Genomic DNA, 24,220 nt, shown 5'->3' with positions numbered 1-24,220 from the left:
ACCATCATGCTCAATTTGCTGGATCCCGACACCAAACCCACCCTGCTGGTGGTCGATGACACGCCGGAGAATCTCTCCCTGCTCAGCGCCTTGCTGAGCCCTCACTATAGAGTCAAGGTGGCCATCAGCGGCCGGCGGGCGCTGGAGATACTGTCGGCCGGAACCCGGGTGGATCTGATCCTGCTCGATGTGGTGATGCCCCTGATGGACGGTTACCAGGTGATGCAGGCGCTGCAGGAGATGCCACAGACGCGGGACATTCCAGTGATCTTCCTGACCGCCAAGGTAGAGGAGAGCGCGGAGGCACACGGGCTGGCGCTGGGCGCGGTGGACTATATCCACAAGCCGATCACCCCCGCCATCGTGCTGGCCCGCGTCAGAAACCATCTGGAGCTGAAAGCCGCGCGGGACCTGCTGCACGACCAGAACGCCTATCTGGAGCAGGAGGTGGAACGGCGCACCCGGGAGAACGAGCTGATCCAGAACATCACCATCCACTCACTCGCCTCTCTGGCCGAGACCCGCGACAACGAGACCGGCAACCACATACTGCGCACCCAGCACTACGTGAAGCTGCTGGCGGAAACCCTGTGCGATCACCCCCGCTTTCGCGCCGAGCTGACCCCCAAGACCATAGAACTGCTGTTCAAGTCGGCGCCCCTGCACGACATCGGCAAGGTCGGCGTGCCGGACCGGATCCTGCTAAAACCCGGCAAGCTGGATGCAGACGAATTTGCCCAGATGAAGCATCACTCCATCCTCGGCAAGGAGGCCATAGTCCATGCCGAGGAGGCGCTGGGGGTGGAGGTCGAGTTTCTGCGCCTGGCCAAGGAGATCGCCTGTTACCACCATGAGAAGTGGGATGGCACCGGCTACCCCTATGGCCTGATGGGGGACGAGATCCCCCTCTCGGCCAGGCTGATGGCGCTGGCGGATGTGTACGATGCCTTGATCAGCAAGCGCTGCTACAAGGCCGCCATGTCCCACGATGAGGTGGTTCCCATCATATTGGCGGGGCGCAGCAGCCACTTCGACCCCGACATCACGGATACCTTCGCCCGCATCCACTCGCAGTTTCACGACATAGCCCTACGCTACAACGACGACAAGGGCGAGCGGGAGACAAATACCGACTAGACGATAGGGAGGTCGGCAGGCAGCAGGTCGGTGAAGACGAAGCCATCCCGCTCTACAGTCTCTCCGACCCGTATGGTCAACGGCCGCAGGAACATGGGGCCGTCCCAGGCCAGGGTATGAAACTCGCCATTCTCGCCGCAGGGATCCACCCCGGCTGGCAGGGCCGCCAGCAAGGCGGGATCAAACTCGTGGCCGCCCAGGCTGGCATCCAGTTTCTTCGGATCCAGGGAGCTGATCCTGGCCCTGAGCCCAGCCGCCATCATATGCTGCGCCAGCTTGGCCGTGTCGCTGCCCCACAGCGGAAACAGCGGCTCAATGCCCGTTCCCAGCAGCTGTTTCTCCCGATAGGCGCGCACATCCTCGAGAAAGAGATCACCAAACGCCATCTGGTGGATCCCCTCTGCCACCACGCCCGCGATGAAGTCGGTCATGATGCGGGCGTAATCCTCATTGGTGCAGGGCCAGGGCAGATCGATGGCGGTCAGCGGCAAGCCAACGCACTCGGCCTGCTGCATCAGCAACTGCTTGCGCACCCCGTGCATGGCCACCCGCTCGAAGGTCTGATTGAGGGTGGTAAACAGACCCACCACCTCGATGGCCGGATCCTGCCGCAATGTGTGCAGCGCCCAGGCGCTGTCCTTGCCGCTGCTCCAGGAGAGCAACACCTTGGTTTTCTTCATGATTTCTCCAGCTGTCTTGTACCCGGAAACGGGTTGAGTACCCGGGTATAGTTGTAGTCATTCGCCCCGGGAGCAGGCTCCCGGATATGGGCCCGGTTCCCCGCCTCGCTGCACCAAAAAGCTGCAAGACAGTGTTGCGAATTGTGCGATTTACATACCGGGATGCAAAAGCATACCCTCGGTCATGAGCGTGTCCCCTCAAAGGATGGGGAACAATAACTAAAAAAACGATGGGAAACATAAGGATATGACGACAGTCACGCAAGCTTACGACCACAGCCGTCCCCTCAACCGACAGGATTACAAGACCCTGAGCCTGGCCGCCCTCGGTGGCGCCCTCGAATTCTACGACTTTATCATCTTCGTCTTCTTCGCCGTGGTGATCGGCGAGCTGTTCTTCCCGGCCGACATTCCCGAGTGGCTGCGCCAGTTCCAGACCTTCGGCATCTTCGCCGCCGGCTATCTGGCCCGCCCCCTCGGCGGCATCATCATGGCCCACTTCGGCGATCTCATCGGCCGCAAGCGCATGTTCACCCTCAGCATATTGCTGATGGCGCTGCCGACCTTGCTGATTGGCCTGCTGCCCACCTACGCCACGCTCGGCATCGCCGCCCCCCTGCTGTTGCTGCTGCTGCGGATCCTGCAGGGAGCCGCCATCGGTGGCGAAGTGCCGGGTGCCTGGGTGTTCGTGGCGGAGCACGTGCCCGCCCGCCGGATCGGCGTCGCCTGCGGTACCCTCACCGCAGGATTGACGGCCGGCATACTGCTTGGCTCCCTGGTGGCCACCGCCATCAACCGCGGCATGAGCCCGGCCGAGGTGAGCGACTGGGGTTGGCGTCTGGCCTTCGTACTCGGCGGAGCGTTCGGCATAGTCGCCATGTACCTGCGACGCTGGCTGCACGAGACCCCTGTCTTCGCCGAGATGCAGGCCAACAAGGCACTGGCGGAAGAGCTGCCGCTCAAGACTGTGCTGCGCAACCACAAGGGCAGCGTGCTGATCTCCATGCTGCTGACCTGGTTGCTCTCCGCTGGCATAGTCGTGGTGATCCTGATGACCCCCACCTACCTGCAGAAGGTGCATGGCATCAGCCCCGCCGATGCCCTGACCGCCAACTCCCTGGCCATCCTGGCCCTGACCCTGGGCTGCATCTTCTATGGCCGGCTGATCGATGCCCTCGGCAGCGGTCCCACCTTCATGCTGGGCTCCCTGTTGCTGGCCGGCGCCAGCTACGCCTTCTACCACGGCCTGGCGACCGGCATGGACCAGCTGATCCCGCTCTACATGCTGGCGGGCTTCGCGGTCGGGATCGTCGGCGCCGTGCCCTACGTCATGGTCAACGCCTTCCCGGCAGTGGTGCGTTTCTCCGGGCTGTCGTTCTCCTACAACGTGGCCTACGCCATCTTCGGCGGCCTGACACCCATGCTGGTCACGCTCTGGATGAAGGAGGACGTGCTGGCCCCCTCCCACTATGTGGTGAGCCTGGCTGCGCTCGGCTTCGTGCTCGGCCTGCTGCTCTGGCTGCAACAGCGCAGCCAACGGCAGGCTGCGCCGCAAATCGCCTGACCCCTCGCAAGCCCCACTGAAATCGGGGCTTTTTTCATATGGCTGGTGTTCAGCCCGGCCGACATAAGATAGCCTCCCTCTCGGGCCTGTCGACGGCCCGGGACACTCCTCCACTCTAGTCATCCGAGGTTCATGATGTTCTTTCAGGTCGTATTTCTCGCCTTGCTTGCCCTGCTGCCCATGGTCAATCCACCCACCACGGCCACCCTGCTGCTGGGGCTGAGCAAGGGCATGTCCCGTGAGCACGTGCGCCGCCAGATCAATCTGGCCGCCATCTATCTGTTCTGCACCCTCTGCGTCAGCTTCTTCATCGGCTCCTCCATTCTGGATCTGTTCGGGATCTCCATTCCCGGCCTGCGCCTGGCCGGCGGTCTCATCATCGCCTTCATCGGCTTTCGCATGCTGTTCCCGGCCCCGAGCCAGGCGGCCGGGGTCGATATCAACCAGAGCATTGCCTTCGTGCCGCTGACCATGCCCAGCATGTGCGGGCCGGGCACCATGGCGCTGGTGATCAGCGGCGCCGCCCAGATAGCCGAGCTGCCCGACGAGTACAACCGTTTCACCATCTATGCCGCCATGGTGACCGCCTTCGCCCTGATGAGCGCACTCAGCTGGGGCGTGCTCAAGCTGGCGGATCCTGTCTGCAAGATCCTCGGTGCCACCGGCATAGATGCCATGACCCGGATCATGGGCTTCCTGCTGGTGTGCATGGGCATGCAGTTCTGCATCAACGGCATCAAGGAAGTGGCACAGGATCCCGTGTTCCACGGCGCCACTGCGGCACAAACGGCACCTGCATTGCCACATGTATCCGGTGCACTCGAACAATTGGAAGAGGCCCGCCAGCCCTGACTGAAAACGGTGTCATAACCGCCGACAATCGTCACTGATCTTGCGCCTGATCATGTTGCTGACACATAAATGAGATAGTGTGTTTTTTGTACAGACTCGATTCAGAGTGTGCTTGATAGGTTTGTGGGTGGAGACACCCACTCACTGCAGGAGATGTGCAAATGGAAAAGATGCTGACCGAGATTGGAAGCTACAGCCTGTTTCATGAATATCTGAATGTGGTCGGTGCAGCCAGCCCCGCCCTGGCCAGGATAAAAACACGGTGGGAATACAAACAGAGCGATCGTCTGGTTGCCCAGATCAGGGTCGATCCACAAGGCAATGCGCGCTTCTACATAGACGCCAGAGCCATATCGGTCAACTGACCCAGTCACCCTATCCACCAGCCCCGGCCATGTGCCGGGGCTTTTTGTTGGTTGCCGTCTGCCTGAATGACAAAACCCCGGCAGGTGCCGGGGTTTGACTTTGCAGATGCAGCGTCGGGTTATGCACGGCGCGGCCGACCCAACCTAGGAGGTGCCACCCACTGTGAGCTGGTCCAGCTTGAGGGTGGGCTGGCCGACCCCGACTGGAATGCTCTGCCCCTCCTTGCCGCAGACGCCGACTCCGCGATCGAGCGCCAGATCCCGACCCACCATGGAGACCTGGCTCATGGCCTCGGGGCCGTTGCCGATCAGGGTCGCGCCCTTGATGGGGGTCGTTATCTTGCCATCCTCGATGAGGTAGGCCTCGGAGGCGGAAAAGACGAACTTGCCGGAGGTGATGTCCACCTGACCGCCGCCGAAGTTGGGGGCATAGATGCCCTTCTTCACCGAGGCGATGATCTCCGCCGGATCATACTGACCCGCCAGCATGTAGGTGTTGGTCATGCGCGGCATCGGCAGGGCGGCGTAGGATTCGCGGCGACCGTTGCCGGTGAGCGGCACGCCCATCAGGCGGGCGTTCTGCTTGTCTTGCAGATAACCTTTCAGGATCCCGTTTTCGATCAAGACGTTGTAGCCGCCCGGCGTCCCCTCGTCATCTATGCTGACGGAGCCGCGCCGACCCGGCAGGGTACCGTCATCGACTATGGTGCAATGTTTGGAGGCGACCTGCTCGCCGATGCGACCTGCGAAGGCGGACGAGCCCTTGCGGTTGAAGTCCCCCTCCAGACCATGGCCCACGGCTTCGTGCAGCAGCACGCCTGGCCAGCCGGCGCCGAGCACCACCGGCATGGTGCCGGCCGGGGCGTCTATGGCCTCGAGGTTGACCAGCGCCTGACGCACGGCTTCGCGCACATAGCCAAAGGCCCGGCTCTCCAGCCCGTCCAGCTCCAGGAAGTAAGCATAACCACAGCGACCACCGCCACCCGCACTGCCGCGCTCCCGGCGATCCCCTTTCTCGGCGATCACAGTCACCGACAAACGTACCAGCGGGCGCACGTCGGCGGCGAGCGTGCCGTCGGTGGCGGCCACCAGGATCTCCTCATAGACGCCGCTGATGGAGGCCATCACCTGATTGATCGCGGGATCCAGGCTGCGGGCAAACTTGTCCATCTGCTCCAGCAGGGCGATCTTCTGGTGCTTGTCGAGGGTCTGCAGCGGATCCATGGCCGGATAGAGCAGATTGGCCTCAGTGCGGGCCCAGGCCTTCACCTTGCCCTGCGCGCCGGCGGCGGCTATGCCACGGGCAGCGGTAACCGACTGTTGCAGCGCCAGCAGGCTCAGCTCATCGGAATAGGCGAAGCCCGTCTTCTCGCCACTGACGGCGCGGACCCCGACACCCTGGTCTATGTTGTAGCTGCCATCCTTGACGATGCCGTCTTCCAGCATCCAGGACTCGTGCCAGCTGCGCTGGAAATAGAGGTCGCCGAACTCCACCTGATGGCTCATCAGGCTGCCGAGCAGCTGTTGCAGCCGCCCTTCATCTAGGTCGTTCGGGGCCAACAGGGAGGCACTAACCTGGCTCAATAGACTCAATCTTCTTCTCCACTCTCGTAACGAGATGTTTTAACCGTTTGTCGACTCGCAGGGTCGATTGGCCGCATGGCGGCATCATCGAATGGCTGCGAATCCAATTGCATAGGGTCTGCATCACGGCCGAACAGGCTTTGCCCAATCGACCCGACCACAGCCGGACCCGGCTTAGTACCGGTCAGCGGCTGCGTTTCAATTCAGCACCATACCGTCAAAGCAGGCGGGCGTGGCTCAGCACCGGCATGGTGCGCTTCAATTCATCGACAAGCCCGGCATCCATCTTTGCCAGCACTGTGGCACGGCCCGCTGGCTGGCAGGCCAGCACCCGGCCCCAGGGGTCGATCACCATGCTGTGGCCCCAGGTCTGGCGCCCCGTCTCGTGGGTACCGCCCTGATTGGCGGCCACCAGATAGCACTGGTTTTCGATGGCGCGGGCCCGCAGCAGCGGCTCCCAGTGCGCCTCGCCAGTCACGGCGGTAAAGGCGGCAGGCACCAGCAGCACGCGGGCTCCGGCCCGGGCCAGCTGGCGGTAAAGCTCGGGAAAGCGCAGATCATAACAGATAGAGAGGCCGAGGGGACCAAAGGGGGAGTCCACCAGCACAGGCTGGCTCCCCGGGCTGAAGGTCTCCGACTCCCGGTAGCGACCCTGATTATCGGCCACGTCCACATCGAACAGGTGGATCTTGTGGTAGTGGCCCTTGAGCTCGCCGCTCGGGTCGAACACCAGCGAGCTGGTGTGGATATGCTCCGAACCGGCGATGGTGGTCGGCATGGCACCGGCCACCAGCCAGATGCCGTAGTCGCGGGCCCACTCGGCCAGCTGTTGCTGGATCGGCGCTGCTCCGCCCAGACCGGGGCCTATGGTCTCGGCCCCGTCCAGATAGCCCTGCCGCTCGCCAAACAGGGCGAAGTTCTCCGGCAGCAGCACCAGCAGTGGCCGCTCTTTGGGCAGCGCCGCCAGCTCGGCGGCGATCTGCTCCCGGTTATCCTGCCAGCGACGGCCGGACACCAGCTGTATTGCGGCTAACCACATGACTCTCTCCTTGTCGCTCGGGCCGTCAGACAGTGACAGCATCCCCCGCTTGCAGGGTGTAATCCAGCACTATGATGCGATCCAGCACGGGACGAAAGAGTGTCTTGAGAGCGTCGTGATCTGGATGGGGCAGATAGCGCTGGCGGGCGGCCTCGTCGGCGAAGGTCATCAGCACGCTGTGGGTAAAACCTTCGGCACGCCCCTCCGGACTGTCATTTTGGCCCCACTCCACCGCCAGCACGCCACTGACCTGATGGGGGATGGCGAGAAAGGCCGCCCTGACGGCTGCGATATCGTCGGGGCTGGCCTCACCCTTGAAGGTGATCAGCAGAATATGTCGGATCATGGCTCACTCCTTGTGATGGCAAGACCCGCCACCAGCCTCAGCGCTGGGCGGGCCCCGCGTGTTTGGGGGTCAGCAGGAAGGGGGTCACCTCCTGCGTCGGAAGGTTGGGGGCCACCGCATCGACCGCCTCCTTCTGCTGCTGGTTGAGCTTGATGCGGGCCCGATCCCGCCCCGCCTCGATCAGCTTGGGAGCATCCAGCGGACCCGAGACCCGAAAATCGATGCGGGTGACCACGTCCACCACCGGCTCCAGCAGCTTGGAGAGGGCCAGTACATAGAGGCCGGTGATCGGGGTCAGGGAGAAGGCCGCCACCACCGGCAGGGTGCCGCCCAAGTTGGGGGAGAAGCTCAGCTCGTAGTCGAGTCGCCAGCGCACCAGGTCGGCGATGCCTTCGCCGCGCAGGTTGCCCGCCGCGCCCTTCATGTAGAAGTCCTGGTTATCCACCACCCCTTGCTTGATCTTGGCGGAGGCGGACATGGATTCGAAATAGAAACCCTTGTCGAACACATCGCGAAAATCGAGCCGCAGCTTGCGCAGCAGGGAATCCAGGCTGAGCAGGGAGAGCAGGCGCGCCCCCTTGTCGTTGACCTCGCGCAGCGTGCCCCCCTCCAGCTGATAGTTGGCACTGCCGGCCAGGGTCGGCACATCCAGCCGATAGGGCACATCGTTCCAGTTCAGATCCAGCGCCATCTTGCCGGGCGCATCGCCGATGGGCGAGGTATAGCCGAGCCGCTTGAGCAGCAGCTCGCTGTTGTTGCTGCTGATGCTGGCACGGGCATGGGTCTGCATCCGGCCGGGCTGGGCCAGCCAGTCTACCGTGCCGGTCAGCTGGCTGCCCGCCAGCCGCATGTCCAGCCCCTTGAGGGTCAGCTTGTTGGCGCCGGGCACCAGCTCTCCCTTCACCTCCCCCAGCGGCAGGGCGCCGAAGCGGCAGTCCACGCAGCTGAAGGTGAGCCAGGGAATGGCGTCCATGATGGCCCTGTCCTGTCTGGCATCGGGCTCGGGGCTCAGATCCGAACTCTTGCCGGACCAATAGATGCGGGCAAATTTCGCGTCTATGGGCTGACGCTCGGTCACCGGCAGGCGCACCACTCCCATCACGTCCGGGCTGTCGATCATCACCTCGGTGGCCTGCTTGACCGGCCCCACTGTGAAGTGCACCGCCTTGAGGTTGGCGCTGCCGATGTCGGCGCGGGCCAGCTGGCCGTCCACCCACCACTCCTGGGGCAGGAAGGCGGGACCGACCACGGCATTGCCGCCCGCCGCCGTGCTCGCCGGCAGCCATTGCTTGAGTCGGGCCAGCCAGCCGGCCACATCCGCCTGCTGCTGGTTGATGGCCAGCAGCATGGGCTTGTCACGCAGCACCCGGGCCCCGGGCTGACCCACGTCCACCCGCACCCGGCTGAGGTAAGGCACCCCATCGCCATAGACCAGCCGGCTCTGCATATCCACATCGGCGCCCAACACGGCGCGAATGTCGGCGCTGCCGTCGCGGCCACGGGCTGTCACCTTGAGCGGCAAGCGGCTGTTGGCGTCCTTGGCCAGCGGCGAGGGCAGATCCAGCCCCATGCCCTGCAGGTTGGAGTCCAGCGCCAGCTGGAAGCTGAACGGTTTGTCGTTGGGCAGGGTCAGCCCCAGGGTGCCGGCCCAGTTGCCACGCCCCTTGAGGATGTCGAGCACAGGCAGATCGCGGCGCTGGCGGCTGCTGTCCCACAAGCCCTTGAACTTGAGGTCGACCTGATAGCGGTTCGGCTGCTGCCGGCCCTGATAATCCAGGGTCAGCGGCTGGTTCCACAGGCTGGCCTTGAGGTTGCTGAAACGGGTCTGCTCATTGTCATATTCGAGCCGCCCCTGCACCTGCTCCAGCGGCAGATCCAGGCTGGCCACCCGCACCTTGTTGTTGCTGAACAGGGCGTCGCCGCTCGCCTTGACCTCGCTCTCGCCATCGAGGGGGATATCCAGCTTGACCGAGCCCTTGAGCGGGCCCCGGATCTCGATCTCCCGCAGCGCCTGACCGACGGAGTCCCCCAGCGGGGAGTCCTGCAGGTAGTCGCTGATGGCCTTGCCCTCGCCCTCGACCTTGGCATCCACATAGAGGTGGGCACCCGGGTAGAGATCCGGGATCCAGGCATGGACCGAGTCGGAGCCGGCCTTGCCGAGCCGGGTGGAGCGGCTGTTCATGTCGAGGCTGGCGTTCTGGAATAGCAGGTCTATCTGCAGATCGGTGAGCGGTTGCCAACCGGGGAAGAACTGGAAGGTGGCCCGTTCCAGCGGCACCGCCACCTGGAAGATGCCCTCGCCCTTGCTGTAGGGGAAATCCTTGAACTCACCGTACCAGAGCAGATCCGCGCCCCTGGCCTGGCCGCCCTTGATGGCGCCGCTCAGGTAGTCCACCAGGCTCTTGCCCATCACCTGCAAGGGGTAGTAGCGATCCGCATTGCCCGCATTCTTGACGTCGATGCGACCGGTCAGGGCGAGGAAGGTATGTTCGTACAGATCCATCCTGAAACGGCTGGCGAGGGTCAGATCCGGGTTGTCCAGCGCCACGTCCTGACCATAGAGCACCCAGCCCCTGGGATCCTGCCACCAGTCGAGCCGTGCCGAGAAGCTGTCGACCGGGATCGGCTCCTTGAAGTGGCGCGCCGGATCCACTTTGTCCTTGTGCAGCGCCAGCCGGGCGCTGCCGCCGGTCGGGGTCAGCCAGAACTCGCCGTTGAGATCCTGCACGCCGGGCACGTCTTGCCAGGCAGTGACCTTGATGTGGGAGAGCTGGCCGCTGAGGGAAAGCCCGCGCCAGTCGGCGTCGGCCTGCAGGACAAGATCCTGCAGCTGGCCCTTGGGCTGGGTGCGCTTGATGGTTTCGGTCAACTCTGGGTAGAGGCCGGAGACCAGCTGGCTCAGATTGGCGACCTGATCCAGATCGATGGCGGGCACATAGCCCTGAATGCGGGAGCCAACCCGCTCGAGCTGCAACCGGCTCTGCAGCCAGGGCTTGCCGTCGAGCTTGAAGGTCACGTCATGGCTGGCGAGCTGCCACTCTTCGCCATCCCGGCGCAGCTGGATCTTGCCCCCCTGCAGGCCGAGACGGTGCATGGCACCCTGCTTCTCATCCTGCCAGATCAGGTAGTTGTTGCCGAATGCCAGCAGGGATTCCCCCAGCTGACCGCTGGCAAAGGTGCTCCAGAGCTGGAAATCGAGCTGGCCGGCCACCCGTGGCTCGCCGGCGTGGATCCGTGCCAGCATGGGGCTGATGTCGAGCTGGCTGGCCCCCAGATAGAGCTGCCCCTTGAGCCGATCGAGCCGCGCCTCGGGGGCATCCACATCCAGGATGAGATCTATGGTGCTCTCGCCCACCCCGTTGATGAGATAGGCCTTGCCGACCCCCTGATGGCGCTTGCCGCGGTTCTGCCAGCGCAGCTGGGCGATGTCGAGGGCCCGCACCTCCCCCAGCGCCGTGGTCAGGCTGAGGCGGGTGTCGTGAATGTCGAAGGTGGAGAGCTGGGTCAGCAGGAAACGCAGCAATGCCTGCTGCTGATCGCGGCCGTCACTGGGCTCGGGGTCGGCCGGCTGGGCCAGATCCAGCGCTATGTCGCCATCGCTCAAGATGAGCTGGCCGAACACAGGCTTGAGTTCGTTGAGGGAGCGCCAGAAGTCGAGGTGCGCCCACACCTTGCCAAGGCGCAGGGCGAAACGGCCGGAATCCGGCGCTATCACCAGCTGTTGCAGTTCGAGAGCCGGGCCGCGCCGGGTCCAGTCCAGGCCGATGCGATCGACGCTGGCTTCCAGCTTGCTGTCGGCCAGCAGGGTGTCGAGCAGTGCCTGCCTGTGCTGATTGAGCAAGGGGCCGCCAAAGCGCACCAGACTGACCAAGATGGCCAGCAGCACGAAGAAGACCCCGAGGGCTAACCAGCCCCGACTCAGCCAGCGATAGACCAATTACATCATCACCACATCGAATTGTTCCTGGCCGCAGAGTGGTTCACTCACCACCCGGACCTGCTTGCCGATGAACACCTCCAGCTCGGCGAGGCTGTGGGACTCTTCGCCCCGCAGGTAGTCGGCCACGGCCGGCGCGGCGTAGACGGTGAACTGATCCGCATCGTAGGCGCGATTGACCCGGATGATCTCCCGCAGGATCTCGAAGCAGACCGACTCCACCGTCTTGACCCGGCCGCGTCCCTTGCACTCGGGGCACTCGGAGCAGAGCACGTGCTCCAGGCTCTCGCGGGTACGCTTGCGGGTCATCTCCACCAGACCGAGCTGGGAGAAGCCGTTGACGTTGGTCTTGGCTCTGTCCTTGGAGAGCGCCTGCTCCAGGCTGTGCAGCACCCGCCGGCGATGATCCTCAGACTGCATGTCGATGAAATCGATGATGATGATGCCGCCGAGGTTGCGCAGGCGCAGGTGGCGGGCGATGGCCGCCGTCGCCTCGACGTTGGTATTGAAGATGGTCTCTTCCAGATTGCGATGGCCGACGAAGGCACCCGTGTTGATGTCCACCGTGGTCATGGCTTCAGTCTGGTCGATGATGAGGTAACCGCCGGATTTCAGCTCTACCTTGCGATCCAGCGCGCGCTGGATCTCGTTCTCCACGTCGTAGAGATCGAAGATGGGCGACTCGCCGGAGTAGTATTCCAGCTTGCCGGCCAGTTCAGGCACGTACTCCTCGGTGAAGCGCTTGAGCTGATCGAAGCTCTGGCGCGAGTCGACCCGGATCTTGTCGAGCTCGGCGCCGACGAAATCGCGCACCACCCGGAAAGCCAGGCTGGGATCTTCGTAGAGGATCTTGCAGGGCGGGTACTTCTGCTTGCGCTCCAGGATCTTGCGCCACAGCCGCTTGAGGAAGGCGGCGTCCTGCTCCAGCTCCTGCTCCCCCACCCCTTCGGCGGCGGTGCGAATGATGTAGCCACCGAGATCATCCACATAGCTGGCCACGGTGCGCTTGAGGCGCTCGCGCTCCGCTTCGGACTCGATGCGCTGGGAAACCCCCACGTGGGCACTGCCCGGCATGAACACCAGATAGCGGGACGGCAGCGTGATGTCGGTGGTGAGACGGGCGCCCTTGGTGCCCAGCGGATCTTTCACCACCTGCACCATGATGTCCTGCCCCTGGCGCACCAGCTCGGCTATGTTGCCGGCCTGGAACTGCTCCTTCTCCTTCACCGCCACGCACTCGGTGTGCGGCACTATGTCGGAAGCGTGCAGGAAGGCCGCCTTGTCCATGCCGATATCGACGAAAGCCGCCTGCATGCCGGGCAGCACCCGGCTGATCTTGCCTTTGTAGATGTTGCCCACTATGCCGCGCTTGGCCTGACGCTCTACGTGCACTTCCTGCAGCAGACCGTTTTCGACCAGGGCGACCCGGGTTTCGGAGGGGGTGACGTTCACCAGCAGTTCTACCGACATAAGTTACCTTGCCTTTCTAGTTTTAAATTCTGGCAGCCAAACCGGCGCGTGCCCGGTGAGTAACGCAGTAAGAAACAGCCGGCGAGTTTCACCGACCCATGCCTTGCCTGTGATGGCTTCAAATTCTGACCGCCATGTTCCGACCCTGTGCCTGCCCGCTGAACGGGCCTCGCAGAACACGGCTGGCGGATAGATTACCGAGACTGTTCCAGATGATGCTTGATCAGCAGATCCGTTTCCAGCAGGGGCAGGCCGACCACGGCGCTGTAGCTTCCCTCGATGCGGCTGACAAACTTGCCGGCAATCCCTTGAATCGCATAGGCACCCGCCTTGTCACAGGGCTCACCCGTGCGCCAGTAGGCTTCGATCTCGGCCTCGTCCAGCTTGCGAAACGCCACGTTGGTGGTGACCAGGCGCACATCGCAGCGCTCTGGAGTCGCCAGCGCGACCGCCGTCATCACCTGATGCACCTTGCCGGAGAGCGCCTCCAGCATGTCTTTGGCATCGAGCAGATCGGACGGCTTCTCCAGCACCCGATCACCCAGCACCACTATGGTGTCGGCGCCCAGCACCGGCAGTGCCGTCGGGGCGGCTGCCACGCCGGCCATCGCCTTGTCGCGGGCGAGGCGGCAGACGTAATCCTGCGCCTTTTCACCCTCTTCCCGCCGTTCCGGCACATCCAGTCTGAGCACCTCGAAGCGGTACCCCAGCTGGGCAAGCAGTTCATGACGGCGGGGCGAGCCCGAGGCGAGATACAGTTGCAGTTCGTTGTGCTTGTTCATATTCACTTAATGAGATGAGGTAAAGTTACAATGCATTGTTTTTGCTCATATTCACTTGATATTGAAGCGGCGGCGCACCTTGCGCAAGACCAGAAACACCCAGGGCCATATTAGCATCGTGCTCAGGGTCGACCAAAAGTAGGCAAGATTGAGGCTGGCACGGCTGAACAGGTGTTCGGCCCAGAAGATGGTCACCTTGCCCACCAGCGAGAGACAGCCGATGATCAGCGCCTGTTGCCAGAGGGAGAAGTTGCGGATCTTCTGGAACTGGAAGGCCGCCAGATAGGTGGTGATGGCCATGGCCATGGCCCGCACGCCGAGGGTGCTGCCCAGCAGCACGTCCAGCAGCAGGCCCGCCACCCAGGCGGAACCGACGTTGGTCCTGTGCGGCAACGCCAGCGCCCAGTAGATGAGCACCATGGCGAGCCAGTCCGGACGGAAGGGTTCAAATTGAAAGGGAAGCGGCAGGATCGACAGGCACAGAGCCAGCAGGATCGAGATCCAGATCCAGATCCTGCCGCTGGCGGGTTGCAACATCAGCGCGTCGCTCCCGCAGCCGAGGCTGCCGCTACCGGCGCAGCCGCCGGGGTCGGCGCCTCTTCATCATCGTGCACGTCCGGCTTCTTGTCGGTCCAGAGCAGCAGCAGGTAGCGCAATCTGTCCAGTGCCACCAGCGGCTTGGCCTCGACCTGAGCGAAGGGCTTGCCCTCCACATAGTCGGAGCGGGTCACGGTCGCCACCGGATACCCTTCCGGGAAGCGGCCGCCAAGGCCGGAGGTGACCAGCAGGTCGCCCACTTGCACGTCCGTGTTGCGCGGCAGGTTGCGCAGCTCCAGCTTGTCCAGCTCGCCGCTGCCGGAGGCAATGGCGCGCAGATCGTTGCGCAGCACCCGCACCGGGATGCCGTGGCTGGAGTCGGTGATGAGCAGGACACGGCTGGTGGTGGAACCCACGTGCAGCACCTGACCTATCACCCCCTGATCGTTGATCACCGGCTGGCCGTTGTAGACACCATCCAGCGCCCCCTTGTTGATCAGCACCTGATGGCTGAAGGGGTCGGAATCCACCGACAGCAGCTCGGCCACCATCTTGCGGGACTCCTTGTGCACCGGAGAACCGAGCAGCTCACGCAGACGCTGGTTCTCGTGCTCCAGATGGTCCATCTTGAGCAGGCGCGAACGCAGGGTGAACAGCTGTTGTTCCTGCTGCTTGGTCTGCTCGATCAGGCCGGCCCGGGTCTGCACCTGGGTCGACATGGTATCGAGCATGATACCTGGCGCATTGGCCATGTATTGCAGCGGGCTGACGAGCGAACTGAGGTAGACGCGGACATGGGTAAACACACCGAAGCGAGAGTCCGCTACGATGGCTGCAATGGAGATGATGACGGCGAGAAACAACCGTAACTGAAGCGAAGGGCCTCTACCAAAAATGGGTTTCATGAGTCGTCAAAAAAGAGCCGGCGCGCTGGCCGGCTTTGGGTCTTATTCGTAGTGGAACAGGTCGCCACCGTGCATGTCGATCAGCTCCAGCGCCTTGCCGCCGCCACGGGCCACACAGGTGAGGGGATCTTCGGCAACCACTACCGGTATGCCGGTCTCTTCCATCAGCAGACGGTCGATATCCTTCAGCAGTGCGCCACCACCGGTCAGCACCATGCCGCGCTCGGAGATGTCGGACGCCAGTTCCGGCGGAGACTGCTCCAGCGCCACCATCACGGCGGAGACGATACCGGACAGCGGCTCTTGCAGCGCTTCCAGGATCTCGTTGGAGTTGAGGGTGAAGCTGCGCGGCACACCCTCGGCCAGGTTGCGACCACGAACTTCGATCTCGCGCACCTCTTCGCCCGGATAGGCGGAGCCGATTTCGTGCTTGATGCGCTCGGCGGTGGCTTCCCCGATCAGGCTGCCATAGTTGCGACGCACGTAGCTGATGATGGCTTCGTCAAACTTGTCGCCACCGATCCGCACGGACTGGGAGTAAACCACGCCGTTCAGGGAGATGATGGCCACTTCGGTGGTACCACCACCGATGTCGACCACCATGGAACCGGTCGCTTCGGAGACCGGCAAGCCGGCACCGATGGCGGCAGCCATGGGTTCGTCAATCAGGTAAACCTCACGGGCGCCGGCGCCCAGTGCGGATTCCTTGATGGCACGGCGTTCTACCTGGGTAGAGCCACACGGCACACACACCAGCACACGGGGGCTGGGGCGGAAATAGTTGTTGTCGTGAACCTGCTTGATGAAGTGCTGCAGCATCTTCTCGGTCACGTAGAAGTCGGCGATGACGCCGTCTTTCATCGGACGGATGGCGGAGATGTTGCCTGGGGTACGACCCAGCATCTGCTTGGCGGCATGACCGACGGCAGCGACCGATTTGGCGTTCCCGCGCTCTTGGCGAATGGCGACAACTGAGGGTTCGTTAAGGACGATCCCTTGATCTTTTACGTAGATCAGGGTGTTGGCAGTTCCCAAGTCGATCGACAGATCGTTGGAAAAGACGCCTCTGAGCTTTTTGAACATGGCTACGGGAAATCCTAAGAATTTGGAGGTGCAGAAAACCGGCTAACTTTACCAATGCCCACCCCAATGGGCAAGCGCTCAAACTGTCGCCAACCCATCAGGCGCGACAAAAATGCGAGTCATCACTCACCCGCACAGGCTGACAAACGCTAATAAACAAGAAGATAGGGGGGAAGATCGCGAAGATCCGCCGCCCCGCCTCCATTACGGCATCACTTCGCGCCGATAAATAATTCTGTCATTGCCCCGGCTGGAGCCAAAAATGGCCTCGCCTTGCAGAGTAACAGGGTCAGACAACCAGAGCGGCCGCAACGGCTGTTTCGACAAATCGACCCTGTAGGGGATCCGTACCGAGATATCCGGCTTGGCAAACTGGAACAGGATCTCGCCATCTTTCGCCTGGGCAGACTCGCCCCCCGGCGCCGCACTACCCAACCCCAGCCGGATCTTGCGATTGCCCCCCAGACTCAGGTCACGGGTACTCGCATCAAACGCCTGGCCCGGATTGAGGAAACTGAACCCCTGATTGGCCAGAGAGAGCTGGGTACATTGGTCCAGCTTGTTCAACTGCCAGTTGCCCGCCTCGTAATATTGCATCTGCAAGGGAACGGCCAGCGGCGCAGAGGCAAGACCCGCCCCCGTGCCCGCCAGCAATCGACCGAAATAGACCTGCATGGCCACACTGTCGATCAGCCGGGCATTGCAACCAGCTCCGCTGCAATTGCCGGCCACGGCATCGTTGAAGTCGGGGCTGGCAATCAGGGTACGTTCGCCATCGTTGTCTTTCATATAGAGACCAAACAGCAAAGACTGGTAAGGGCCATCCTGTTGGGTGTCGGAGAGGCGAACAAACTCGCTATTACCGGTAAACGCCGACCGCCCATTCACCCAGGGCAGCGCAGACAGGCTGCGCAACCGGGCCGACAGGGATTTGCCATCCTTGTTGTTGGCAACAGAGAGATAGGCGTCTCCCTTGGCAAACAGCCCCGTATAGTTCTGGGTCTGGCCACCCGACAGGTTGCGGGCCAGCACATCCAGCGCAACCCCAAAGGGCTGCCCCATATAGGAGAAGGCATTGCAGGCAGGCACTATGTCGCCGCTGACCAGATTGAAATCGGCGGGGATAAAACGGCCCACCGGCTGGCTCTGGGCGGATGGGATTGTGTAAGTGAAGTAACCGCTGGCTGGCGGGGTCGCCGTCATCCGGAACACCCCCACCTCGCTCACCGTCTGGTTGACGCTGTTGAGACTGTTGGCGGCGGCCACATGGTTATAGCTGGTGGTGCCAAGCGTGGCATTGGTGCCCGGGCTGGGGGCCACCAGAGTGCTGCCCAGACCGATGCCGCTCAGTACAAAGTTGGGCGTGGTCTGATTTCCGGCGCAGATATCCCCATCATTGGCGGATTCCCAGGCCATCGCCTTGATGTCTACCTGGAATGTCTCTCCCGCTTTCTTGAACACAGGGCAGCTGCTATTCCCTGCCGCACACACACCTTGCGGGGGTGTAATGCACAAGCCGACAGGACGCGCCACAAACTGGTCGGCGCCAAGCATCACCAGCCCCGCCTCATTGCCCGTGCCGTCGTAACGGACATCCAGTTGCACCTGACCGGCGTCCGGGTAGCTGACCGTCATGCTCGACTGCCCCTGGGCATCAAACATGAGGGATACAGGCGTCGCAGTGCCCAGACTGGTACCGATCACACTGCTGTTGACACTCATCTTGCTGTTGTAGTTATTGCTATTCGGCAAGAGATAGCTGCTCCAGAACTTGATGATCTTGCTCTGGCTGGCAAAACCCGGCACGCACTGCTGGGTCAGGTCGCTCTTCTTGACCGCCTTGATGGTCACCGTCTGCGGCTGGTTGGAATAGGTATCCGGCACGTCGAAGAAAAAGCCGCTATCGGCAAAATTCAGGGTACAGGCTGCCGCACTGGGCGTCCCGGCGCCAGCCTTGCACAAGGTGGTACTGAATGGCTTGGTGGCCGGGGTCGAGCCGGACACCCCTATGGTAACCGCAGTGGCGGTGTTGTTGCGCAACTGAACGGTCGTGGAGCCGCCACTGAAGGTCACCGTATTGCCGCCGATCCAGCCATTGCTGCTGGAAACAGGATCCAGACTCAGGGTCGCGGTGACAGGATCTGTGATTAGCGTGGTACAAGCAGCATCGGCGCACGCCTTGATAGTCACAGTCTCCGGATTGCAGGTCAGTGCCTGACCGGAGTGATCGAGCTGGAAGTGGTCGATCTGCACCCCGACCGGGTTGGATCGCAGGGCGCAGATCCGCACGTTGTCGATCTCGTGGTAGTTGGTTACCGAACCGGTGGAGCCGGTCAGGGAGAGCAGGAAATTGGCCGGCACCGCCGCCTGGCCGGCCTGACTCGCCATGTTGATGGGACCAACCAGGGTGCCATAGCCCGAGCCGGTATCCCGCTCGACTTTCGCCAGCGAGCTGCCAGTCGTCCTGGAGTCGACCGTGATGCGGTAGCGGTGGGGGCGATTGCCGTTGATGCCGCTGTCGACGGACGGACTCAGGTTGCTGACGGTACCGGCCAGATAGTTGTAGCCGGAGGTGCCAGAACCCGAGCCACGGATGGAAACGGCCTGAGGACGGGACCCCCAGTTGTAGTTGCCCCCTTCGTTGGCATAGTTGCCGTACTCGTCGAGCCCCACCCCGAGCCAGCCGCCCGCGAAGCCACTGATCCCAGTCTTGAAGCCATAGCCCAGCGGGCCGCCAAAGGCCCCCGGCTGCGGCGTCAGGGTGGCATCCGAGAGCACCACCGCCATGCCGTCCGCCCCGCTCGTGCCGAAGGTCTTGTAGGCGAACTGATCGAATTCGACCGTCACCAGGTTGCCGGCTCCCGGAAAGAGGCGCTGGAAGGTGGCCGAAGTGGCCTGATCGGTGACGTTCTGGGTGAGGCGCAGGCGGCCATTTTGCACCGATGGCAAGGTACTGTTGTTGCGCTGGGCCACCACCCAGCTGTCCGGGTTGATCTGGGCGCTGTCAAAACCGTCCTCAAAACAGGTCAGCGGAGGAGGAACGGCATAGTCGTTGATGCTGGACTGGGCATCCATGCTCAGATAACGGGCCGTCACCCGCCCATAAACGGTGGCATTGTTGTTCATGGTCAAACGACCATCGGTGTAGAGGTAGCCATAAAATCGGGAGTTGTTGTCTATGGTCATGTCGCCATAGTTGACCCAGACAAGGCTGCCCTGATTGGTCGCATTGATGTTGACCGTGTTGAGCAGCTTCATGTCCTTGTTGACAAAAATGCGCGTCGTGCCGTTGCCGGACAGGCGGATGGTGGCATTGTCGAGGATCAGCGAGTCGATAAAGTAATCCCCATCCCCCAGCACCAGCACACCGTTGTTGCGTACACTCAGCGACTTGATCTGGTAGGTGCTGCGGCTCGGAAAGGTCACAGTGCAATTCTCGACCGTGGCAGACCCGTAGTCCGAGAAGAGTGCGGTTTGCTGGCCCTGCTGGCAAAGAAGCGGCATCACAGAGGTGATGGTCGGGAACTTGTTGTTCCCCGTTGCCATCGGGAGGCCGCGAATATCGCTGCCGGTGATGGCGCAGACCTTGTAACCGCCAGCCCCGTTATCGCAACGGGGCGTATTGTTCTGATCGGGCAGGATGGAACAGAAATTGAGCGGCAGACCGCCGGTGCCATTGATCTTGGGATTGTTGAGCTGGCTCAGCTGGTTGCCGCTGATCTGGTGGCAGGTATTGTTGTTGTCACCATGATGACCCTGTACCACAGCAGGGAAGAAGGTGCTGGTGTCGATAGGGTCAAATGCCCAGACCGGGCTAGTGAAGAGGGCCAGCGCCCATAGCCATTTCATCATGAACCTCCATCATAGGCTTCAACGGCCAGAGTGCGACTCACGGCAAAATCCGGGTTGGCGCTGCCGAGATCGGTAGAACCACAGGAGCCGACACTGAGCAGACGGTAGCCATTGGTCACCCCTCCGTTGTAGGTCACGGGCAGTTGCACGCAACTGATCCTTGCCTCGCAGCCAGCCAGTCCCGGATTGCCATTAAACACAGGTGATGAGAGTACCCACTCGCAGCGATCAAGCGGTGATGGTGGTGTCGGTCTATTGGGAAACAGCTGATACAAGGCTATCTCAAGCCCGCTCTGGGCTGCCAGCAGGGCACGCACACTGCGCACCTCCACCGTGTTTTTCTCGCTGCTGTCGGTCAGAAAGCGGCCCATGGCGGCCGCCAGCAGCGCCATCACCACTATGACAAACAGGGCAATCATCAGGGCACTGCCACGCATGCGTCCAAGAGCCTGTGTATCAGGGCACATTGAACACCTCTATCTTGTGGTTGAAGGTGACCGACTCCCCTTTGCGCTCGAACACAAAGCGCATGCCAAACTCCCCTTGTGCGTTGAAGGCCAGCGCTTCCCGATAGAAAGCGCCAGTACGAATGGACTCCGCCATCAGCACTCCCGTGGCAGGTAACGCGGCAGCGATGGCCGCGCTGGCGCGGGTGAGCCTGTTCCCTGCCACGCAGTAGCGCACCTGCTGGCTGGCAAAATAGACCCGACTGCCCGGCGAGAGGCCTGCCAGGGTCTCGCTACTGCTGTAGCGAATGGTCTGGGCCCCGGATACCGGAGCCAGCACCTCGGTCACTCGGGCGACACAACGGCCATAGTCGCAACCAGCGGTCAGTGAATCCACGCCTGAATTCGGCACAGGGAAGACGGCCATCAGATCCCCTGCCTTGACGGCATTGGCATCCTGACTCAGTGGATTGGCCGCAGAGGCGGGGGTTGCCATCACCAGCTCCAGGGTAGCGCCGCTGCCCGACATGGCTCGATTGAGGACAAGATAGCGGCTGGAGGCGCTGATGGGCCAGAAACGCAGGCAGGCCCCCTCGTCAAGCCAGTTGCCATTCTGGTCTTCAATCCGCTCTGAACCCGGCACAGCATCACGCAGCTCGCGATTGAGCCGCTCCATGGCGAAACGGGCATCGCTCATCAACTGCTCGCGGCTGCTGGCATCGCCATAGATCTGGGTGCCGATGCCGATAAACTGGCTGGTAAAGGTCGCCATGATACCGAGCAGCAGGATCACCATCACTAGTTCGATCAGGGTAAAACCGCACATCGCCGCCCTCATCAGTAGTTCCCCCGGTAGAAGGAGAAGTCGAGCACACTCTGATCCGGCAGTCGCACCTGCAGATCGATGCGTTTGCCCACAGAGCAGGGGGCGACGCAGCTTTTGAAAGTGCCATCGCTGAAATCGACCGCATTTACCGCGATTTTGACCCGATAGTTGCGATACTCTTCGCTGCTGATACCCGCTGCCGTCTGGGTAAACAGATTGGCATCCACCCAGTTACCCGAGGTATCGAAGTCATCCACATCGTTGAAAGCATAAGGGGCCGGCTCGCCATCCGTGCCATAACGGGTCGAACAGGCAGGGATGGTGACGCTGACGACCGTCTCGCCGCAGCGGTAACGGCCACCGTTGTGATCCGAGTTTTCATCGAACGACTTTTGCAGTATCTCCCCGGCCAGGCGCTGGGCCAGCTGGGCGGCGCGTACCTGCTGTACCGGATCCACCGCCTGGGGCGCCTGATTGATCAAGAGCCCGAGAATGCCGGTCAGCGCCACCGCCAGCAGCACTATGCCGACGATCAGCTCTATCAGGGTAAAGCCGCGCTCAGGGGCTCTCATGGATATACCCCTCGGATTCGATCTTGATGCGACTCGTCTCGCCCCCATCGCTCACCTGCAGAGTGCAGCCACCCGCACAGGCACCAAGCGGCCGCCCCATCGGATCAAAGCGGAGTACAAAACGTCCATTACCGGTACCGACCAGAGAGATCAGCAGGCCGGATGAGGCGCTCACCACCCGACCACGGGTCAGTTGGTTGCCAGTCCAGCCAGTCAAGGGATCGCTGCCCGGGCAAGCCGTCTGTGCCGTGACGCCATAGGTGCGATGGGCAAAACGGGGGGAGGCAACGATCAACTGGGTACAGCGGCTGGCAGGTTCGTGCATATTGACGGTCTGTACCAGCCGCAGCCGGGCCAACAGCTCATCGCGGAGGGTTTGAGTTTCAAAGCCGCCTTTGCCCAGCAACTTGGGCACGGCAAAGGCGGCCAGAATCCCGAGCAACAGGATCACCACGACCAGTTCAATCAGGGTAAAGCCCTTGGTTGCAGGCATGGGGTTTCTCATTGGGGAAAGGAGAAAGCGAGGCCGAAGCCTCGCTGAATTGTCGATCTTATTAGCTACAGTTGGCACCGCTTAGAGATACCGAGAAAGTGCCACCTGCCACTGACGGGGCGGTGTAAATAACCTGGCAGCTGTTGGCTTGGCTAGAAGTGTAAACACCATCGTCATTTTTCTGCTCCCAGCTACCATCCACCGTTACTGCATTGCCGATACCAGCTTTATTTGCAGTCGGATAACCAAAGGCAGTGGACACTGTACTAGTGCCTGCGGAAACTGACGCGGTTGGATCTTTCTCTTTGCCATCCAGAGCTGACCGGCTATAAACCAGCTGAGCACCACTTTGCAAAGCCGCCGCAACGCCCTGTGCAGCAGCCTGATTTGCATCATCCTGCAAATTCAGGAACTTGGGGGCAGCAGTCACTGCCAGAATGCCCAGAATGATGATCACTATGACCAGCTCGATCAGGGTAAAACCCGCCTGTTTTTTCATTTTACTTTCCTCTGTCAATTGATATTGGTGGTCACCTGACCGGAAGCCGGACGGTAACTGAAACTCATGAATGCATCAGTACTGCCTTGCGGATCCTGATACTTGCCATCACTACCCTTACTCAAACTATTGACCAGATAGTAGCGGCAGACTGAGTCCAGGCCGTTATTGGTCACACTGACATAGTATTTCAGGTCATTGCCGCTACCGCGCACCTCGTCAAAGCTGGCAGTAGCCTTGGGCGGGTTCTGCAACAGACCCTCCCAAATCTTGAGACAGCGCTGGGCCGTCAGGTTGGCCGGATCCACATCGATACCGCCACCCGCCGAGGTATCCATGGGATAACCGGGGGAGAGCTCGCCATTGCTGACCTGGGTCTCGGTCGGCGTGGTCAGATAGAAGCGGGAACCGTCATACAGCACGGTATTGAGGCTGTCCTGCTTGGCACGTCCCTCCGCTTCCCACTGGGCCCGCACCAGCGAAACGCCGGTGGCAAAGCCGCCGGAGACCCCTTCCACGCTGGCCTTCTTGGCCTCGTCGGTCACATCGAGGAAGCGAGGCAAGGCGGTCACCGCCAGGATCCCCAGAATAACGATGACGATCACCAGTTCGATCAACGAGAAACCCGCCGCCCGAGACGTCATCACCAACCCGGGATGTGTTGGTGCCATTCGATTTGTTGCCATGGTCCCTCCGTAATAACCCGCATTATTTCATGCAGATATAAAAAAATCATTTAACTGAGCCACACAATCGGCCTCATTCAAGGCTTTTGTTGCACTCTGCCATCAGAAAATTGATAAATCAGCCAATTATCTTCCCAACCGAACTCGCATCCCCCGCCATCGCGGCTCGCCAGCGCTTGCAGCGGCGGCAGATCCTGGCTCTGTGTGCCTATGATCGACAACCAGAGCTGGCGGCAATTTTCCGAGGGCGCCAGCAGGGATCCGGCCCCTATCGGCCAGCCCCTGTCATCGAACTGCCAGGCCAGACCATCGGCAAACAGACTCGCGGGACGGCGCTGATCCAGCCAGAGCCCGTGCAACCTTTGTGCCCGCTCGGCAAACTGTTCTCCCAGCAGGGCCAGGCCGAGGGCCAGCGCCTCCGCTCTGTGGGTGCGATAGCTCTGGGCCAGGGTCGCCACTATGATCAGCAGCAAGATCAGCACGGCCATCCGTCTATATCCCCCCAGCCAGCGATCATCCTGTTGTGACTGTCTGCTCACCTGTTTCGCTCCACATCTTGCCGCTT

Annotated in this window: 22 protein-coding genes; 4 read left to right on the top strand and 18 right to left on the bottom strand. The window is 61.9% G+C overall.

What is annotated here, in order from left to right:
- Positions 1-6: 6 nt before the first annotated feature.
- The gene (locus AACQ95_RS00400; RefSeq protein WP_043134915.1) at positions 7-1,137 is read left to right on the top strand and encodes an HD-GYP domain-containing protein; all 1,131 of its coding nucleotides are present in this window, start codon (positions 7-9) and stop codon (positions 1,135-1,137) included.
- Here the strand turns inward: AACQ95_RS00400 and AACQ95_RS00395 are convergent.
- Positions 1,134-1,817 (bottom strand): adenine nucleotide alpha hydrolase, encoded by a 684-nt coding sequence (locus AACQ95_RS00395; protein ID WP_241280147.1) that lies wholly within the window; start codon positions 1,815-1,817, stop codon positions 1,134-1,136. The two genes, AACQ95_RS00400 and AACQ95_RS00395, sit on opposite strands and share 4 nt — an antisense overlap.
- A 247-nt stretch (positions 1,818-2,064) precedes the next feature.
- Between AACQ95_RS00395 and AACQ95_RS00390 the strand changes: the two genes are divergently transcribed.
- The 3 genes from AACQ95_RS00390 to AACQ95_RS00380 all read left to right on the top strand — a co-directional run bounded on the left by AACQ95_RS00390 (position 2,065) and on the right by AACQ95_RS00380 (position 4,598).
- Positions 2,065-3,381: an MFS transporter gene (locus tag AACQ95_RS00390; RefSeq protein ID WP_241280146.1), complete on the top strand. Its 1,317-nt coding sequence runs from the start codon at positions 2,065-2,067 to the stop codon at positions 3,379-3,381.
- Positions 3,382-3,516: 135 nt separating this feature from the next.
- Positions 3,517-4,233 carry a MarC family NAAT transporter gene (locus tag AACQ95_RS00385; protein WP_043139769.1) on the top strand — a complete coding sequence of 239 codons (717 nt, stop codon included), beginning with the start codon at positions 3,517-3,519 and terminating at the stop codon, positions 4,231-4,233.
- A 161-nt stretch (positions 4,234-4,394) separates the two neighbouring features.
- Positions 4,395-4,598, top strand: a complete 204-nt coding sequence (locus tag AACQ95_RS00380; RefSeq protein WP_042868639.1) for a hypothetical protein — start codon at positions 4,395-4,397, stop codon at positions 4,596-4,598.
- A gap of 144 nt (positions 4,599-4,742) precedes the next feature.
- Here the strand turns inward: AACQ95_RS00380 and tldD are convergent, their stop codons facing one another.
- The 17 genes from tldD to AACQ95_RS00295 all read right to left on the bottom strand — a co-directional run bounded on the left by tldD (position 4,743) and on the right by AACQ95_RS00295 (position 24,194).
- Complete coding sequence (gene tldD, locus AACQ95_RS00375; RefSeq protein ID WP_241280144.1) at positions 4,743-6,191, bottom strand: metalloprotease TldD; 1,449 nt, start codon at positions 6,189-6,191, stop codon at positions 4,743-4,745.
- 208 nt (positions 6,192-6,399) lie between these two features.
- The gene (locus AACQ95_RS00370) at positions 6,400-7,221 is read right to left on the bottom strand and encodes a carbon-nitrogen hydrolase family protein (RefSeq protein WP_241280141.1); all 822 of its coding nucleotides are present in this window, start codon (positions 7,219-7,221) and stop codon (positions 6,400-6,402) included.
- Between the two features lie 25 nt (positions 7,222-7,246).
- Positions 7,247-7,567 carry a Dabb family protein gene (locus AACQ95_RS00365; protein WP_241280139.1) on the bottom strand — a complete coding sequence of 107 codons (321 nt, stop codon included), beginning with the start codon at positions 7,565-7,567 and terminating at the stop codon, positions 7,247-7,249.
- A gap of 37 nt (positions 7,568-7,604) precedes the next feature.
- A complete protein-coding gene (locus AACQ95_RS00360; RefSeq protein WP_241280136.1) occupies positions 7,605-11,504 on the bottom strand; it encodes a YhdP family protein in 3,900 nt (1,299 codons plus the stop codon).
- Positions 11,505-12,974 carry a ribonuclease G gene (gene rng, locus AACQ95_RS00355; RefSeq protein WP_042868629.1) on the bottom strand — a complete coding sequence of 490 codons (1,470 nt, stop codon included), beginning with the start codon at positions 12,972-12,974 and terminating at the stop codon, positions 11,505-11,507. It abuts the gene before it with no gap.
- A gap of 194 nt (positions 12,975-13,168) precedes the next feature.
- Positions 13,169-13,756 carry a Maf family protein gene (locus AACQ95_RS00350; protein WP_042868627.1) on the bottom strand — a complete coding sequence of 196 codons (588 nt, stop codon included), beginning with the start codon at positions 13,754-13,756 and terminating at the stop codon, positions 13,169-13,171.
- Between the two features lie 51 nt (positions 13,757-13,807).
- A complete protein-coding gene (gene mreD / locus AACQ95_RS00345) occupies positions 13,808-14,293 on the bottom strand; it encodes a rod shape-determining protein MreD (RefSeq protein ID WP_042037959.1) in 486 nt (161 codons plus the stop codon).
- Entirely contained in the window at positions 14,293-15,198 is a 906-nt protein-coding gene (gene mreC, locus AACQ95_RS00340; protein ID WP_042868624.1) for a rod shape-determining protein MreC, read from the bottom strand. Before mreC ends, mreD begins: the two co-directional genes overlap by 1 nt.
- A 42-nt stretch (positions 15,199-15,240) precedes the next feature.
- Positions 15,241-16,281, bottom strand: a complete 1,041-nt coding sequence (locus AACQ95_RS00335; protein WP_005308111.1) for a rod shape-determining protein — start codon at positions 16,279-16,281, stop codon at positions 15,241-15,243.
- 204 nt (positions 16,282-16,485) lie between these two features.
- Positions 16,486-20,133, bottom strand: a complete 3,648-nt coding sequence (locus tag AACQ95_RS00330; RefSeq protein WP_277604452.1) for a DUF6701 domain-containing protein — start codon at positions 20,131-20,133, stop codon at positions 16,486-16,488.
- Positions 20,130-20,600 carry an MSHA biogenesis protein MshP gene (locus tag AACQ95_RS00325; RefSeq protein ID WP_445290524.1) on the bottom strand — a complete coding sequence of 157 codons (471 nt, stop codon included), beginning with the start codon at positions 20,598-20,600 and terminating at the stop codon, positions 20,130-20,132. Before AACQ95_RS00325 ends, AACQ95_RS00330 begins: the two co-directional genes overlap by 4 nt.
- Positions 20,590-21,417 (bottom strand): PilW family protein, encoded by an 828-nt coding sequence (locus AACQ95_RS00320; protein ID WP_241280132.1) that lies wholly within the window; start codon positions 21,415-21,417, stop codon positions 20,590-20,592. The genes AACQ95_RS00325 and AACQ95_RS00320 overlap by 11 nt, the downstream gene beginning before the upstream one ends.
- The gene (locus AACQ95_RS00315) at positions 21,417-21,977 is read right to left on the bottom strand and encodes a type IV pilus modification PilV family protein (protein ID WP_241280130.1); all 561 of its coding nucleotides are present in this window, start codon (positions 21,975-21,977) and stop codon (positions 21,417-21,419) included. The genes AACQ95_RS00320 and AACQ95_RS00315 overlap by 1 nt, the downstream gene beginning before the upstream one ends.
- Positions 21,964-22,470: a prepilin-type N-terminal cleavage/methylation domain-containing protein gene (locus AACQ95_RS00310; RefSeq protein ID WP_241280127.1), complete on the bottom strand. Its 507-nt coding sequence runs from the start codon at positions 22,468-22,470 to the stop codon at positions 21,964-21,966. The genes AACQ95_RS00315 and AACQ95_RS00310 overlap by 14 nt, the downstream gene beginning before the upstream one ends.
- A gap of 61 nt (positions 22,471-22,531) precedes the next feature.
- A complete protein-coding gene (locus AACQ95_RS00305) occupies positions 22,532-22,969 on the bottom strand; it encodes a prepilin-type N-terminal cleavage/methylation domain-containing protein (RefSeq protein ID WP_241280125.1) in 438 nt (145 codons plus the stop codon).
- A gap of 14 nt (positions 22,970-22,983) precedes the next feature.
- Positions 22,984-23,655 (bottom strand): prepilin-type N-terminal cleavage/methylation domain-containing protein, encoded by a 672-nt coding sequence (locus AACQ95_RS00300; protein ID WP_241280124.1) that lies wholly within the window; start codon positions 23,653-23,655, stop codon positions 22,984-22,986.
- A gap of 77 nt (positions 23,656-23,732) precedes the next feature.
- Positions 23,733-24,194 carry a hypothetical protein gene (locus AACQ95_RS00295; RefSeq protein WP_125597297.1) on the bottom strand — a complete coding sequence of 154 codons (462 nt, stop codon included), beginning with the start codon at positions 24,192-24,194 and terminating at the stop codon, positions 23,733-23,735.
- Positions 24,195-24,220: the final 26 nt, after the last annotated feature.

The sequence above is a fragment of the Aeromonas sp. MR19 genome, assembly GCF_963899305.1.
In the GTDB taxonomy this organism is placed as follows: Bacteria; Pseudomonadota; Gammaproteobacteria; order Enterobacterales; family Aeromonadaceae; genus Aeromonas; species Aeromonas bestiarum.
Note: the sequence above shows the minus strand (reverse complement) of the source record. Positions and strands in the feature narration are given on the sequence as shown.

What these genes read in the sequence shown, in the direction of transcription:
- AACQ95_RS00395 (WP_241280147.1), bottom strand. Translation starts at nt 1,817, where the DNA reads ATGAAGAAAACCAAGGTGTTGCTCTCCTGGAGCAGCGGCAAGGACAGC.
- AACQ95_RS00315 (WP_241280130.1), bottom strand. Translation starts at nt 21,977, where the DNA reads ATGAGAGCCCCTGAGCGCGGCTTTACCCTGATAGAGCTGATCGTCGGC.
- AACQ95_RS00325 (WP_445290524.1), bottom strand. Translation starts at nt 20,600, where the DNA reads ATGTGCCCTGATACACAGGCTCTTGGACGCATGCGTGGCAGTGCCCTG.
- AACQ95_RS00310 (WP_241280127.1), bottom strand. Translation starts at nt 22,470, where the DNA reads ATGCCTGCAACCAAGGGCTTTACCCTGATTGAACTGGTCGTGGTGATC.
- AACQ95_RS00350 (WP_042868627.1), bottom strand. Translation starts at nt 13,756, where the DNA reads ATGAACAAGCACAACGAACTGCAACTGTATCTCGCCTCGGGCTCGCCC.
- AACQ95_RS00380 (WP_042868639.1), top strand. Translation starts at nt 4,395, where the DNA reads ATGGAAAAGATGCTGACCGAGATTGGAAGCTACAGCCTGTTTCATGAA.
- AACQ95_RS00365 (WP_241280139.1), bottom strand. Translation starts at nt 7,567, where the DNA reads ATGATCCGACATATTCTGCTGATCACCTTCAAGGGTGAGGCCAGCCCC.
- AACQ95_RS00300 (WP_241280124.1), bottom strand. Translation starts at nt 23,655, where the DNA reads ATGGCAACAAATCGAATGGCACCAACACATCCCGGGTTGGTGATGACG.
- AACQ95_RS00335 (WP_005308111.1), bottom strand. Translation starts at nt 16,281, where the DNA reads ATGTTCAAAAAGCTCAGAGGCGTCTTTTCCAACGATCTGTCGATCGAC.
- AACQ95_RS00385 (WP_043139769.1), top strand. Translation starts at nt 3,517, where the DNA reads ATGTTCTTTCAGGTCGTATTTCTCGCCTTGCTTGCCCTGCTGCCCATG.
- AACQ95_RS00400 (WP_043134915.1), top strand. Translation starts at nt 7, where the DNA reads ATGCTCAATTTGCTGGATCCCGACACCAAACCCACCCTGCTGGTGGTC.
- AACQ95_RS00320 (WP_241280132.1), bottom strand. Translation starts at nt 21,417, where the DNA reads ATGAGGGCGGCGATGTGCGGTTTTACCCTGATCGAACTAGTGATGGTG.
- AACQ95_RS00330 (WP_277604452.1), bottom strand. Translation starts at nt 20,133, where the DNA reads ATGATGAAATGGCTATGGGCGCTGGCCCTCTTCACTAGCCCGGTCTGG.
- rng (WP_042868629.1), bottom strand. Translation starts at nt 12,974, where the DNA reads ATGTCGGTAGAACTGCTGGTGAACGTCACCCCCTCCGAAACCCGGGTC.
- AACQ95_RS00390 (WP_241280146.1), top strand. Translation starts at nt 2,065, where the DNA reads ATGACGACAGTCACGCAAGCTTACGACCACAGCCGTCCCCTCAACCGA.
- AACQ95_RS00305 (WP_241280125.1), bottom strand. Translation starts at nt 22,969, where the DNA reads ATGAAAAAACAGGCGGGTTTTACCCTGATCGAGCTGGTCATAGTGATC.
- AACQ95_RS00370 (WP_241280141.1), bottom strand. Translation starts at nt 7,221, where the DNA reads ATGTGGTTAGCCGCAATACAGCTGGTGTCCGGCCGTCGCTGGCAGGAT.
- mreC (WP_042868624.1), bottom strand. Translation starts at nt 15,198, where the DNA reads ATGAAACCCATTTTTGGTAGAGGCCCTTCGCTTCAGTTACGGTTGTTT.
- mreD (WP_042037959.1), bottom strand. Translation starts at nt 14,293, where the DNA reads ATGTTGCAACCCGCCAGCGGCAGGATCTGGATCTGGATCTCGATCCTG.